Here is a 12925-nt window from a genome sequence, read left to right on the forward strand (position 1 = left end):
CCACCGGCCCCGCCCACCGGCCCCGCGGCCGACCGGACCGCCTCCCGTCCACTCTGTGCACCGGATCCGTACGGCGGCCGCCACGAAACGCGGATCTGGTGCACAAAGTGGCCCCGGGGCGGTGGGCGACGTGCGCCGGGACGGGGGTCGGGTGCGGCGCGGCGCCGGAGTGGGGGGCGGGCCAGCGCGTGCTGGGCCGGGGGGCCCGGTCAGCGGGTGCTGGGGAGGGGGGCCGGTCAGCGGGAGCCGGGGAGCGGGAGACTGCCGTTCTCCAGGAGCGCCATCGCCTGGCGGGCGAGTTGGCGGGCGTCGACTGCGTCCGGGGTGTCGCCCCAGACCCGGACCACGTTCTCGATGATGTTCATCGTGATCCCGGCGGACAGCGCCGCGACGAACTCCGCACGCACCGGGTCGCCCGACAGCCGGCGGACCAGTTGCGCGGCGAGGTCGTTGCGGAACCGCCAGATCAGCTCGTTGAGGTGCGCGCTCACCGACTCGTTCCGCTCGGCCAGGTCGAACACCGCGCGGACCCGGTCCGGGTTGGTCTCCAGCTGTTCGAGGACGCGTTCGATCACGGTCCGGAGGCCGTCGCTCAGTTCCACCGCGGGCTGGTCGCCGAACCGGCGGACGGCGTCGGCCAGGCAGTCGTCGACGAACTCGAGGACCAGCGTCTCCTTGGTCGGGAAGTACCGGTACAGCGTGCTCGGGCCGACCTCGGCCGCGGCCGCGATCTGCTCGACCGTGGTCCGGCCGAACCCGTGGTCGCAGAACAGCTCGAACGCCTTGTCCGCGATCAGCCGGCGGGTCCGCTCCCGCTTCACCTCGCGCAGTCCCATCAGCACCTCCGCGGGCAGACTACCGCCACCCTTCCGTAGCGGGAGCGTCAGCCATATGGTAGTCACTACCAAATTTCCCGACGAGAGGCACGCGTGATGACCGAGAGCTTCCCCGTCAGCAGGCCGTCCGGCTGCCCGTTCGACCCGGCGCCCGAGTACGCCGGGTACCGCCGGTCCGAGGTGCCCGCGAAGGTGTCCACACCGGCCGGCGTCGACGCGTACGTGATCAGCCGGTACGACGACGTCCGCACGCTGCTCCGGGACAGCCGGCTGAGCTCGCGGCTCGCGCCGTCCGACCACGTCGTACCGGACGCGGACCTGGACCGGGAGGTGGAGTCGGGCTCGATCCTGCAGGTCGACGGCGCGGCGCACAAACGGCTGCGCCGGATGCTCGCGACCGAGTTCGCGGTCAAGCGGATGGAGGCGCTGCGGCCCCGGGTCGCGGCGATGGTCGACGAGCGGATCGACGGGTTGCTCGCGGCAGGCGGGCCGGTCGACCTGGTGCGGGAGTTCGCGCTGCCGATCCCGTCGCTGGTGATCTGCGAGCTGCTCGGCGTCCCGTACGCGGACCGCGACGAGTTCCAGGAGCGGAGCGCGCTGCTCGTCCGCGTGGACGGCTGGACCGAGGAGACTCAGCGGGCCAGCGACGACCTGAACCAGTACATCCTCGGCCTGGTGCTGGCGAAGCAGGCGAACCGCGAGGACGACATCCTCTCCCGGCTGATCACCCGCGGCGAGGAGCTCGGTACGCCGTTGACCGTCGAGGAGCTGGTGACGGTCGGCGTCACCCTGCTGATCGCGGGTCACGAGACGACCGCGAACATGATCGCGCTCAGCACACTCGCACTGCTGCGGAACCCTGACCAGCTCGACCTGCTGCGGGCGGACCCGTCCCAGGTGCCGGCCGCGGTGGAGGAGCTGCTGCGGTACCTGTCGGTCGTGCACTTCGGGCTGTTCCGGGAGGTGACGGACGAGCTGACGGTCGGGCCGTCGACGATCGACGCGGGGGAGTACCTGATCGCCGCGTTGTCCTCGGCGAACCGCGACGAGACGGTGTTCCCGGATCCGGACCGGCTGGACGTGGAGCGGGACGCGGCGGCGCATGTCGCGTTCGGTTTCGGGCCGCACCAGTGCATCGGGCAGCAGCTCGCGCGGCTCGAACTGCAGGAGGTGTTCACCCGGCTGTTCGCGCGCATCCCGACGCTGCGGCTCGCCGTACCGTTCGACGAAATCGACTACCGGGAGAACACGCTCGTGTACGGAGTGGCAGCGTTGCCAGTCACCTGGGACGCGCCGATCTGAACAGTTCTTAACCGAACCCCGGTCGGATCACGATCCCGGGACCGCTACAGTCGAGCCGGTGAGTGAGTACTCGGAAGACAAGCGCAAGCCCCGGGTCGCCGTCGTGTTCGGCGGCCGGTCGAGCGAGCACGCCATCTCCTGCGTGACCGCGGCGAACGTCCTGCAGGTCATCGACCGGGACCGGTACGACGTCGTCCCGGTCGGCATCAGCACCAGCGGGCACTGGGTGCTGGAGAGCGGCGATCCCGAGCGGCTGTCGATCACCGACGGCAAGCTCCCCGAGGTCGACGTCACCGCGATGCCGGTGCTGTTCGGCGCGAACCGCGAGCTCGTGGTCAGCGAGCCGGACCAGGTGCCGAGCACGCTCGGCGAGGTCGACGTGGTGTTCCCGCTGCTGCACGGCCCGTGGGGCGAGGACGGCACCATTCAGGGCCTGCTCGAGATGTCGGACATCCGCTACGTCGGGTCCGGCGTACTGGCCAGCGCGGTCGGGATGGACAAGCACTACATGAAGGTCGTGTTCCAGGCCGCCGGCCTCGAGGTCACGCCGTACGTCGTGATCCGGGACCGGGACTGGAGGCAGGACGCGGCCGGCTGCCGGGAGGCCGTCGACGCGCTCGGCTACCCGGTCTTCGTGAAGCCGTGCCGCGGCGGGTCGAGCCTCGGGATCACCAAGGTGAACGGCCCGGACGAGCTGGACGACGCGATGGTCGAGGCCCGCGCGCACGACCCGAAGGTGATCGTCGAGGCCTCGGCGAAGGCCCCGCGGGAGATCGAGGTCGGCGTCCTCGGCGGGCTGGACGGCACCAAGCCGCAGGTCAGCGTCTGCGGCGAGGTCGCGGTGTCCGGCGGCGGGCACGACTTCTACGACTTCGAGACCAAGTACCTGCCGGAGGGCGAGGAGTACCTGGCGCTCTCGGTGCCGGCCGACCTGCCCGCCGAGCTCGCGAACGAGATCCGGGCCAAGGCGCTGACCGCGTTCGACGCGATCGAGGCCGAGGGGCTGGCGCGGGTCGACTTCTTCGTCGACGCCGACAACCGGGTGATCATCAACGAGATCAACACGATGCCCGGGTTCACGCCGACCAGCATGTTCCCGCGGCTGTGGGCGGCGTCCGGCAAGGACTACGCGAGCCTCGTCGAGCACCTGCTGCAGCTGGCGATGAACCGTCCGACCGGACTCCGCTGACCCCTCGGCATGGCGCTCGCCGACACGCGGTACGGACCCGTCCTGGGGACCGACGCACTCGTTTTCAAGGGCATCCCGTACGCCGCGCCGCCGGTCGGGCCGGACCGCTTCCGCCCGCCGCGCCCGCCGGAGCCGTGGAGCGCGCCGCTGAACGCGACGGCGTACGGGCCCACGGCGCCGCAGACCGGCACCGTCGGGGCGCTGGGTGAGCTGGTCCCGCGGACGATCGTCCCGGGTGACAACTACCTGAACCTGAACGTCTGGTCCCCGGACCTGGACGGGAACGCGCCGGTGATGGTGTTCGTCCACGGCGGATCGTTCACCAGCGGGTCCGGGGCGCTGTCGGTCTACGACGGCAGCCGGTTCGCCCGCGACGGCGTCGTGCTGGTGACGATCAACTACCGGCTCGGCGCGGACGGGTTCCTGTGGTTCGGCGACGGTACGCCGAATCTCGGGCTGCTGGACCAGATCGCGGCGCTGACCTGGGTCCGCGACAACATCGCGGCGTTCGGCGGCGACCCTGGCAACGTGACGGTCTTCGGCGAGTCGGCCGGGGCGATGAGCGTCTGCACGCTGCTCGCGATGCCGGCCGCCGCGGGGCTGTTCCACCGCGCGATCGCCGAGTCGGGCGCGGCGCACAACACGATCGGCGTCGCCACCGCCCAGTTGGTCGGCGAGCGGTTGGCCGCGCTCCTCGGGACGGCGCCGACCCGCGAGGCGATCGCCCGCGTACCGCTCCAGCGGCTGCTCACCGCGCAGGACCAGCTCGGCCGGCAGGTGATGGGCAAGGCGCGCGCCAAGGTGTGGGGCGAGGTCGCGCGCACGCTGCTGCCGTTCAGCCCGGTGGTCGACGGTGAGCTGCTGCCCGCGCCGCCGATCGACCGCCTTCGTGCCGGTGCGGCCGCGGACGTCGACCTGATGGTCGGGACCAACAGCGAGGAGGCGCGGCTCTTCCTGATCCCGACCGGCGTCGCCGCCAGGATCAACACCCCGCTGCTGTACGCCGCGGCCGGGACGCGCTTCGGGCTGTCGATGAACGGCGTCCGCCGCTACCGCGCGAACCGCCCGGACGCCACGCCCGGCGAGGTCCTGGCCGCGATCATGACCGACTCGTACTACCGCATCCCCGCGATCCGGCTGGCCGAGGCGCATTCCGGGACCTACCTGTACGAGTTCGGCTGGCGCTCGCCGGCCTGTAACGGCACGCTCGGCGCCTGTCACGTGATCGAGTTGCCGTTCGTCTTCGACAACCTGGACGACCCGTCGATCGCGCCGATGCTCGGCCGGAGGCCGCCGCAGCACCTCGCGGACCTGGTGCACCGGGCCTGGGTCGACTTCGCGAAGACCGGCGACCCGGGCTGGCCGGCGTACACCCGCCCCGAACGCCTCAGCCGCCACTTCGCGAGCGCCTCCGGCATCACCACCAACGACCGCCCCGACGAACGCCTCAGCTGGCCCCACTAGCGGGGCCGTGCACAGGTTGTCGTGGGGATGCACCGGCAATAACTTGTTCACGGTCCCCGGCACGCGGGCCTGGCCCCCCTCAGCCGACGTCGTGAGCGCGGGCGTTCAGGTAGCGCTGCTGGGGGACGCTGGTGGTTCGGCTCGCAGCTTCCGCGTAGGCGGCCCGGGCGGCGGACAGGTCGCCGGACATCTCCAGGAGATGCGCCCGGACGGCGTACAACCGGTGGTCCTCGGCGATCCGGTCGTCGTGCTCGATCGTCGCGAGCAGCCGCAGGCCCTCGGCCGGGCCGCGGGACATCGCGACCGCGACCACGTGGTTGAGGGCGACCATCGGGTTGTCGGTGAGTTGCAGCAGTACCTCGTAGAGCGCGACGATCTGCGGCCAGTCGGTCTCGTCCGCGGACGGGGACTCGTCGTGGATCGCGGCGATCGCGGCCTGCAGCTGGTACGGGCCGACCGGTCCGCGGGGGAGTGTCGCGGTGATCAGGTCGACGCCTTCGCGGATCAGCTCCGGAATCCAGCGCGACCGGTCCTGCTCGGCCATCGGCACCAGCTCGCCGAGCGAGCCGGTCCGGGCCGGGCGGCGGGCGTCGGTCAGCAGGAGCAGCGCGAGCAGCCCGGCCACCTCGGGGTCGTCGGGGAGCAGCCGGTACAGCATCCGCGCCAGCCGGATCCCCTCGGCGGCCAGCTCGACCCGCTGCAGGTGCGGGCCCGTCGTGCTCGCGTAGCCCTCGTTGAAGATCAGGTAGACGACCTGCAGCACCGCGCCCAGCCGCTCCTCGCGATCGGCCGGCACCCTGAACCGCGCGCCGCTCTCCTTGACGCTCGCCTTCGCCCGGCTGATCCGCCGCGTCATCGTTGCCTCGGGCACCAAGAACGCGCGCGCGATCTCCACCGTCGTCAGACCGCCGACCGCCCGGAGCGTGAGCGCGATCTGGGACGCAGGCGACAACGACGGGTGGCAGCACAGGAACAGCAGCACCAACGTGTCGTCGGTGTCGCCCACCGGATCACCCTGTGGCGCCCACCGCGCAACTCGCTCCTCCCGCAGCTGACGGGCCTGCTCACGCCGGAGCAGATCCGTCAGCCGACGGGACGCGACCGTGATCAACCACCCACGCGGACTACTCGGTACGCCGTCCACCGGCCACTGCCGAGCCGCCGCGAGCAAGGCCTCCTGTACGGCGTCCTCCGCCGTGTCGAAGTGCCCGTACCGCCGTACCAGCGCGCCGAGCACCTGTGGCGCCAGCTCCCGCAGCAGATCGTCGTTCACCATCGAGTGTTACTCCACCAGTTCGTTGCGGCCCTCGACGACCGGCCGGATATCGGCGTACGCCGTGGCCCGCAGGAACTCCGGCGCCGGGCTGTCGGCCAGCCGGGACGCGATCTCGGTCGCCCGGTCGAAGGACTCGCACTCGACGATCCAGTACCCGGCGAGCACCTCCTGGGTTTCGGCGTACGGCCCGTCGGTGACCACCGGCTGCCCGTCCTTCGACCCGAACCGCCGGGTCAGCACCGGCGCCGCCAGCCCGCGTGTCTCCACCAGCTCTCCGGACTCGGCCAGTTCCCGGTTGAACTTCTCCATGAACTCGCCCAGCGCCGCGAAGTCCGCCGCCTCCCAGGCAGGCTTGTCGCTCGCCTTCCCCGCCATCCCGTCGTAGTCCTGCTGCGACGCATACGTCAGGATCATGTACTTCATCAGCTTCTCCGTCCGTCCGAGCACCCGCACCGGGTGCTTCCACCAGAGACGTCGCGTCTACCGGCCCGAACCGGACAAGGTTCGCAGCCGACTTTCAGGACTAGTGTCCGGCCAGTTCGGCCACGACCGGGGCAAGGGTGTCGGCTTTCGGCTCCTTGCATCCTCCACGAACGGGAGGCACCGGCTTCGGCAGATCGCCGGCTTCAGAGGCAGGGGGTGACCAGCTTGTCGTGCTTCTGGACGGCGTCCGAGACATCGGTGAGGGCGTTGGCCTCGGGGGCGTATTTGCTGGGGACGGCGACCTCGAAGTACACCGAGCGGCCGATGGTGGTGAAGATGTAGCCGTTCTCGACCTGCTTGGCGAACCAGCCGACGCCGTTCACCTCGAAGCACTTGGACAGGGCCTCGGTCGTGCCGGTGGGTGCGGCGACGCCACAGGTCACCACGATGGGCGGGTCGCCGTACGCCGTGGTGAGCGGGCTCTCGGGCGTGGTCTTGCGGCGCTTGGCGTCGAGGACCTTGTCGGGGAGGGCCTTGACCAGGCTCGTGCAGGCGGCAGCGACCTCGGGCGCCGGTAACGGGACCGGGACCGGTGCGGCGCCGGGGCTGCACCCGGCGAGCACGGTCACGCAGAGTGCGGCGAGCAGGAACTTGGGCATGGCGAAAGCAGCAGGATTCCCCGTGCGGTCGATCAGATGTGGACGACGGGGCAGGTCAGGGTCCGGGTGATGCCGGGGACGTTCTGGACCCGGGCAACCACCAGTTTGCCGAGTTCGTCGACGTTGCGGGCTTCCGCGCGGACGATCACGTCGTACGGACCGGTGACGTCCTCGGCCAGGGTGACGCCCTGGACCTCGGCGATCTGCGCCGCCACGTCGGCCGCGCGGCCGACCTCGGTCTGGATCAGGATGTAGGCCTGGACCACCACGTCGTTCTCCACTCAGTCGTCCTCAGCTGGCTCCAGCCACAGTACTGCCAGGTGGCCGGGCGTACTCGTTGCTCCGTCACGGTACCGCCTAGACTCCGGCTAGCGATATGGGAGGTCTGCTGACGTGACAGAGACGTTGGGGAGCACGGGTGAGTTCGGCCTGATCGCGGCCGTCACCAAGGGGCTGTCCCAGAGTGAGGACGTCCTGGTGGGTCCCGGCGACGACGCGGCCGTGCTGGCGGTGCCGGACGGGCGCATGGTGATCACCACCGACCTGCTGGTGGAGGGCCGGCACTTCCGGCGGGACTGGTCGTCGGCGTACGACGTGGGCCGCAAGGCCGCCGCGCAGAACCTGGCCGACGTGGTCGCGATGGGCGCCCGGCCGACCGCGTTGGTGGTCGGGTTCGGCGGCCCCGCCGACCTGCCGACCGCCTGGGCGCTGGAGCTGAACCAGGGTCTCGTCGACGAGTGCGAACTGGTCGGCGCGAGCATCGTCGGCGGCGACACGGTGCAGTCGGACAAGATCGTCGTGTCGGTCACCGCGTTCGGCTCGCTGGACGGCCGGGCGCCTGTCCTGCGCTCCGGCGCGCGCCCGGGCGACGAGGTCGCGTACATCGGCCGGCTCGGCTGGGCGGAGGCGGGCTGGACGGTGCTGGCCCGCGGGTTCCGTTCGCCGCGGGCCGTCGTCGAGGCGCACCGGCGCCCGCAGCCGCCGTACGCCGACGGTCCGCGGGCGGCGCTCCGTGGCGCTTCGTCGATGTGCGACGTGAGCGACGGGCTGCTGGCCGACCTCGGCCACGTCGCGGAGGCGAGCCAGGTCGTCATCGACGTCCACACGAAGGCGCTGACCGTGCCGGAGCCGCTGCAGGCGGTGGCTGCCGCGACGGGTGCGGACGCACTCAAGTTCGTGCTCACCGGCGGCGAGGACCACGCCCTGGTCGGTACGTTCGAGCCGGCCGACGTACCCGAGGGCTGGACCGTCATCGGCTCGGTTGCTGAGGGCAACGAGGAACGTCCGCCCGGGACCGTGACGGTGGACGGCGCGCCGTATGCTGCAGAGACCGGACACGCACATTTCAGGAGTTGAGATGCCGCCCCCCAGAGTGCTGACGATCGCCGGTTCCGACTCCGGCGGCGGGGCCGGGATCCAGGCGGACCTGAAGGCGATGCTCGCCAACGGCGTGCACGGCATGAGCGTGCTGACCGCGATCACGGCCCAGAACAGCCTCGGCGTCCAGGGTGCCTGGGAGCTGCCCGAGGAGCAGGTCCGCGCGCAGTTCCGCAGCGTCGTCGACGACATCGGCGTCGACGCGGTGAAGACCGGCATGCTGGCGTCCGAGTCGATGGTCCGCGTGGTGGCCTCGCTGCTGCGCACGCTGCCCGGCGACGTACCGGTGGTGGTCGACCCGGTGTCGGTGTCCAAGCACGGCGACGCGTTGCTCGCGGCGGACGCGATGGACGCCGTACGGTCCGAGATCGTCCCGCTGGCCACCGTGCTGACACCCAACCTCACGGAGCTCGGCCCGGTGTCCGGTGTGGAGCTGGAGACCGTCGAGGACCGGGACAGTGCGGCGAAGGTGCTGCTCGACGCCGGTGCGACCTGGGTGCTCGTGAAGGGCGGCCACGATGTCGGCACGGCGGCTGTCGACGTCCTGTACGGCCCTGGGGTACGCCGCGCGTACAGTGCGGCCCGCGCCGACAACCGGCATACGCATGGGACCGGTTGCACGCTGGCGAGCACCATCGCGGCATACCTTGCCCGTGGGTACGACGTACCGGACGCGGTCGGCGCCGCGAAGGAGTACGTGACCGGTGCGATCGCGGCCGGCTTCGCCCTGGGCGGCGGAATCGGTCCGGTCGACCACGCATGGAGATTCAGAGGGAGTAGCAGTTGAACGAGCAGCGGCCCCCGGTCGACGGATACTGCGAGCAGTGCGGTTTCAACTACGACACGGGTGACCTGCAGGGCACCGTGACGCTGCTGATCCGGCAGGCCGCGGACTGTGCGATGGCGCTGACCAAGGCGGCCGCCGGTCCGGACGTGAACGTGGTGCGGCTGCGGCCCGAGCCTGAGGTGTGGTCGGCGATCGAGTACGCGTGCCATGTGCGCGACGTGCTCGAGGTGCAGCGGTTGCGGATCGCGCAGTGCCTGGCGGAGGACCGGCCGGTGTATGCGCCGATGGACCGGACCGGGCGGGTGAAGCAGCTGAAGTACGAGGACCAAGACCCGACGGAGGTCGCGGCCGCGCTGATGCGGTTCGCGCGCGAGTTCGGCGCGGCGGCGCGGGTGCTGCAGCCGCAGCAGCTGGGGAAGCTCGGCCTGTACAACTATCCGGTGCGGGCGCCGCGGACGCTGGGCTGGATCATCCGGCACACCGCCCACGAGATCCAGCACCACCGGCACGACATCACCGAGATCCTCGCGAAGGTCGAGCCACCGATCGTCCCGAAGCCCCGGCCTGTTGAAGAGGAAGAGGCTGCGGAAGAGGCCGCCGACTAACGCTGAGCGGCCCAGGCGGCGACCGCCGGCTCACTGGTCAGCTGGTCGAGGGCCAACGCAGCCGCACCACGCAGTGGCCCGTCCAGCTGGTGGGTTGCCGGCAGCACTGGTGGTGGCGAACCGCGGTGGAAGGTCATCAGGCCGCTCTCATAAGCCTCTCGGAACGTGTCCTCGGCAGCAGCGCGTAGTGGGATGGCCAGACCGCCGATGGTCACCACGTCCGGGTCGTGCGCGTTGACGAGCCCCGCGATGCCGTAGCCGAGTGCCGTGACCACCCTGGTGACGGCTGCGCGTGCGGGACGGTCGGTACGTCCCAGTACCTCTCCTGCGTACGCCACGGGGTCGTCAGGTGTCGGCTGCTTCAGGTGACGCGCCAACGCGCGCCCGTCGATCTCCAGGTCCCAGCAGCCGCGAGCACCACACGGACAGGTGCGAGAGCGGTCGCCGAACGGCATGTGCCCGTACTCACCACCCGCGCCGGACGCGCCCTGCGCCGGTACGCCGTCGATCAGCAACGTCCCGCCGATACCCACCTCGATGATCAGGTGCACCGCCGTACCGGCTCCCGCGGCCGCACCGGTCCGTGCCTCGGCCACACCGCTGAGCGTTGCGTCGTTGCCGGCGAGTAGCGGTACGTCGACGTCGGCCGTGACCTGTGCGAGGTCCAGCTCGGCCCACTCGAGCGTGGGCGCCTGCATGAGGTGGTTGTCGCGGACAGTGCCCGGTACTGCGAGGCTCACGAGCTGCAGGCGGTCGCCGTACTGCGCCTGTGTCCGCTCTACCGCCTGCCGCAGGTTCTTGAGCACCACCTGTGCACGGCGGCTGCGGTGCCGTTGGCTCTGCGGGTGCTGCAGTGTGCCGTCCAGCGCTACCACCGCACCGCGCCAACTGCTCTGCCGTAGGTCGAGCGCGAGCACCACAGGGCCTTCCGGATGCGCCTGCAGCACGGTCGTCGGGCGACCGCGTCCCTGGCTGGGCGCGGGGGCCTCGGTCAGCAGGTGTACGTCGCGTAGCCGGGCTGTCACCTCGGTCGCGGAACCGGTGCTCAGCCGGAGCGTGCGTGCTACCGCGGCGCGGGTGATCCCCGGCTGACGCGCGACCTGGCTGAGGACGTCCGCGGCCGTCTGCCATTGTCCCCGGCGTACTGGAGTCATTGCGGCCTTTCCGTTTATGCTCGGAGGACGAGTTTAATGGGAGGGTTGATGAAGATCCGGGACATCCGCGCCGTGCTGTTCGACATGGACGGCACCTTGGTGGATTCGGACGCGGTCGTGGACCGGTGCTGGAGCCGCTGGGCGGTCGAGTGCGGCCTGGACCCGGCCGCGGTGCTCGCGGTCGCGCACGGGAACCCGGCGGCCGCGACGGTCGCGCAGTTCCTGCCGGACGCGTCGGCGGCCGAGCGGGCGGCGGCGTGGGCGCGGGTGTACGACCTCGAGGTCAACGACGTCGACGGTGTGGTGGCGAAGCCGGGCGCGGTCGAGCTGATCGCCACCCTCGAGCGGATCGGGACGCCGTGGGCGGTCTACACCAGTGCGCCGGCGCAGCTGGCGAAGGTGCGGCTGACCGCGGGCGGGATCGCGCCGTCCGTGCTCGTCACCGTTGACGACGTGAGCCGGGGCAAGCCGGATCCGGAGGGGTATCTGCGGGCGGCGGAACTGCTCGGCGTACCGGTGACGGAGTGTCTGGTGGTCGAGGACACCGTGGTCGGGCTGACCGCCGGGCGCGCGTCCGGGGCGTTGACGGCCGGGCTGAAGGGCGTGCCGGCGGACATCGAGCTTCCGGACCTGCATCGGCTCGACGCCTTGTTCCAAGGTCTGGAATGACCGCGCAGGCCCCGGCGGAGGCCGGGAGCCGCAGCGACGAGATCCGGATCGGGATCGCGCTGTCGGCGATGGGGTTCGTGCTGGCCGGTCTGGGGGCCTGCGTGGCGATCCTTGCGCGCGATCTGCACGAGCCGACCGACCGCTTGGCGTTGCTGTCGTCGGGGTTCGCTGTCGGGCTGATGGTGGTCGCGGTGGTCGGTCCACGGATGCTTCGGCGGTGGGCGATGCCTACTGTGTTGGCGTTGGGGTCGGTTGTGTGTGCGGTGGGAGCGGTGCTGATCGCAGTCGCTCCGTCGTACGTCGTGGCGATCGCGGGCGGGCTGTTTGTCGGCCTGGGCGGGGCGTTACTGGTGTTGGTCGCTCCGTTGATGCTGAACGGTCCCACTGCTGCTTCTCGGCTCAGTCGGGTGAATGCAGTCGCCAGCGGGACGGGAATCCTCGCGCCGCTCGCCATCGGCACGCTGGACTCCCTAGGCCCCACAGGCCGGCTAGCCATGCTCGCTGCGGCACCACCACTCCTGCTCCTGGCCCTCCTGAGCCGTCGTTCCAAGCAAACACCTCAGGCTGAGGAACCACCCGTGGCTGTGTTGATTGACTCGGCGCCTGCTGTGGGGTTGGTGGGGAAGTGGGGGCGGCGGGTTGTGGTGGATGTGGGGGTGGGGTGGTTGCGAGTGGTGCTGGCGGTGGCTGTCGAGTTTTGCTTTGTGGTGTGGGCGGTGGCTCGGCTGGTGGCGAGCGGGTTGCCGACGGCGACGGCTGCCCTGCTGGGGAGCGCGTTTCCGATCGGTATGGCGGTCGGGCGCGCGATCGGGCCGATCCGTCTCAACGGGTGGTCCCCGGTGCTGCCGTCCAGCGTGCTTGCCGCCGCGGGCACGTTGCTGGTGAGCCTGTTCGACGTACCGGCAGTAGTAGCCGCCGGGCTGGTCGTGGCGGGGCTCGGCGTCGCGCCGCTCTACCCGGTCACGCTCGCGGCACTCGTCGCGACCCCTGGGATCAGCTCGGCCCGTCTCGCCGCGGTCGGTGCGCTTGCCTCCGGTACGGCGATCCTGGTCGCCCCGGCGCTGCTCGCCGTACTGGCACGGGTCCTCGACCTGCGGACGGCGTACCTGATCACGCTCCCGCTGCTCGCCGTACTTTTCCTGCTCAGCCGTCGATCGGGCCGTACCTCGTTCGTGTAGTGGGTG

The 12925-nt window shown here is 71.0% G+C and carries 14 protein-coding genes; 8 read left to right on the plus strand and 6 right to left on the minus strand.

Going from position 1 to position 12925, the window contains the following annotated elements:
• Positions 1-236: 236 nt before the first annotated feature.
• Positions 237-836, minus strand: coding sequence for a TetR/AcrR family transcriptional regulator (locus AB0M51_RS09520; protein WP_363748757.1), 600 nt, complete (start codon positions 834-836; stop codon positions 237-239).
• Positions 837-932: 96 nt separating this feature from the next.
• On the opposite strand from AB0M51_RS09520, the gene AB0M51_RS09525 reads away from it, so the two are divergent.
• Genes AB0M51_RS09525 through AB0M51_RS09535 form a run of 3 tightly spaced genes read left to right on the plus strand, consistent with a single transcriptional unit; the run spans position 933 to position 4791 of the window.
• Positions 933-2138 carry a cytochrome P450 gene (locus AB0M51_RS09525; protein ID WP_344188217.1) on the plus strand — a complete coding sequence of 402 codons (1206 nt, stop codon included), beginning with the start codon at positions 933-935 and terminating at the stop codon, positions 2136-2138.
• A gap of 58 nt (positions 2139-2196) precedes the next feature.
• Complete coding sequence (locus tag AB0M51_RS09530) at positions 2197-3327, plus strand: D-alanine--D-alanine ligase family protein (RefSeq protein WP_344188216.1); 1131 nt, start codon at positions 2197-2199, stop codon at positions 3325-3327.
• A 9-nt stretch (positions 3328-3336) separates the two neighbouring features.
• A complete protein-coding gene (locus AB0M51_RS09535) occupies positions 3337-4791 on the plus strand; it encodes a carboxylesterase family protein (RefSeq protein WP_344188215.1) in 1455 nt (484 codons plus the stop codon).
• A gap of 79 nt (positions 4792-4870) precedes the next feature.
• Here the strand turns inward: AB0M51_RS09535 and AB0M51_RS09540 are convergent, their stop codons facing one another.
• The 4 genes from AB0M51_RS09540 to AB0M51_RS09555 all read right to left on the minus strand — a co-directional run bounded on the left by AB0M51_RS09540 (position 4871) and on the right by AB0M51_RS09555 (position 7415).
• A complete protein-coding gene (locus AB0M51_RS09540) occupies positions 4871-6067 on the minus strand; it encodes a DUF6596 domain-containing protein (protein WP_344188214.1) in 1197 nt (398 codons plus the stop codon).
• 6 nt (positions 6068-6073) lie between these two features.
• Positions 6074-6490 carry a YciI family protein gene (locus AB0M51_RS09545; RefSeq protein ID WP_344188213.1) on the minus strand — a complete coding sequence of 139 codons (417 nt, stop codon included), beginning with the start codon at positions 6488-6490 and terminating at the stop codon, positions 6074-6076.
• Between the two features lie 203 nt (positions 6491-6693).
• Complete coding sequence (locus AB0M51_RS09550; RefSeq protein ID WP_344188212.1) at positions 6694-7149, minus strand: DUF3515 domain-containing protein; 456 nt, start codon at positions 7147-7149, stop codon at positions 6694-6696.
• Positions 7150-7181: 32 nt separating this feature from the next.
• Entirely contained in the window at positions 7182-7415 is a 234-nt protein-coding gene (locus AB0M51_RS09555) for an Lrp/AsnC ligand binding domain-containing protein (protein ID WP_198682133.1), read from the minus strand.
• A 127-nt stretch (positions 7416-7542) separates the two neighbouring features.
• On the opposite strand from AB0M51_RS09555, the gene AB0M51_RS09560 reads away from it, so the two are divergent.
• The 3 genes from AB0M51_RS09560 to AB0M51_RS09570 are packed head-to-tail and all read left to right on the plus strand — an operon-like array spanning position 7543 to position 9918.
• Entirely contained in the window at positions 7543-8505 is a 963-nt protein-coding gene (locus AB0M51_RS09560; protein WP_344188211.1) for a thiamine-phosphate kinase, read from the plus strand.
• A 1-nt stretch (position 8506) separates the two neighbouring features.
• Positions 8507-9313, plus strand: a complete 807-nt coding sequence (gene thiD / locus AB0M51_RS09565; RefSeq protein WP_344188210.1) for a bifunctional hydroxymethylpyrimidine kinase/phosphomethylpyrimidine kinase — start codon at positions 8507-8509, stop codon at positions 9311-9313.
• A complete protein-coding gene (locus AB0M51_RS09570) occupies positions 9310-9918 on the plus strand; it encodes a DinB family protein (protein WP_344188209.1) in 609 nt (202 codons plus the stop codon). Before thiD ends, AB0M51_RS09570 begins: the two co-directional genes overlap by 4 nt.
• Here the strand turns inward: AB0M51_RS09570 and AB0M51_RS09575 are convergent.
• The gene (locus AB0M51_RS09575) at positions 9915-11072 is read right to left on the minus strand and encodes an ROK family transcriptional regulator (RefSeq protein ID WP_344188208.1); all 1158 of its coding nucleotides are present in this window, start codon (positions 11070-11072) and stop codon (positions 9915-9917) included. The genes AB0M51_RS09570 and AB0M51_RS09575 overlap by 4 nt on opposite strands.
• Before the next feature lie 48 nt (positions 11073-11120).
• On the opposite strand from AB0M51_RS09575, the gene AB0M51_RS09580 reads away from it, so the two are divergent.
• Entirely contained in the window at positions 11121-11741 is a 621-nt protein-coding gene (locus tag AB0M51_RS09580; protein WP_363748763.1) for an HAD-IA family hydrolase, read from the plus strand.
• Entirely contained in the window at positions 11738-12919 is a 1182-nt protein-coding gene (locus AB0M51_RS09585; RefSeq protein WP_344188206.1) for an MFS transporter, read from the plus strand. Before AB0M51_RS09580 ends, AB0M51_RS09585 begins: the two co-directional genes overlap by 4 nt.
• The last annotated feature ends 6 nt before the right edge of the window (positions 12920-12925 follow it).

This window comes from Kribbella sp. NPDC051137, from assembly GCF_040682535.1.
Classification (GTDB): domain Bacteria; phylum Actinomycetota; class Actinomycetes; order Propionibacteriales; family Kribbellaceae; genus Kribbella; species Kribbella karoonensis.

Coding starts and splice junctions, on each gene's coding strand:
- AB0M51_RS09520 (WP_363748757.1), bottom strand. CDS start 836: ATGGGACTGCGCGAGGTGAAGCGGGAGCGGACCCGCCGGCTGATCGCG.
- AB0M51_RS09525 (WP_344188217.1), top strand. CDS start 933: ATGACCGAGAGCTTCCCCGTCAGCAGGCCGTCCGGCTGCCCGTTCGAC.
- AB0M51_RS09535 (WP_344188215.1), top strand. CDS start 3,337: ATGGCGCTCGCCGACACGCGGTACGGACCCGTCCTGGGGACCGACGCA.
- AB0M51_RS09540 (WP_344188214.1), bottom strand. CDS start 6,067: ATGGTGAACGACGATCTGCTGCGGGAGCTGGCGCCACAGGTGCTCGGC.
- AB0M51_RS09545 (WP_344188213.1), bottom strand. CDS start 6,490: ATGAAGTACATGATCCTGACGTATGCGTCGCAGCAGGACTACGACGGG.
- AB0M51_RS09550 (WP_344188212.1), bottom strand. CDS start 7,149: ATGCCCAAGTTCCTGCTCGCCGCACTCTGCGTGACCGTGCTCGCCGGG.
- thiD (WP_344188210.1), top strand. CDS start 8,507: ATGCCGCCCCCCAGAGTGCTGACGATCGCCGGTTCCGACTCCGGCGGC.
- AB0M51_RS09575 (WP_344188208.1), bottom strand. CDS start 11,072: ATGACTCCAGTACGCCGGGGACAATGGCAGACGGCCGCGGACGTCCTC.
- AB0M51_RS09580 (WP_363748763.1), top strand. CDS start 11,121: ATGAAGATCCGGGACATCCGCGCCGTGCTGTTCGACATGGACGGCACC.
- AB0M51_RS09585 (WP_344188206.1), top strand. CDS start 11,738: ATGACCGCGCAGGCCCCGGCGGAGGCCGGGAGCCGCAGCGACGAGATC.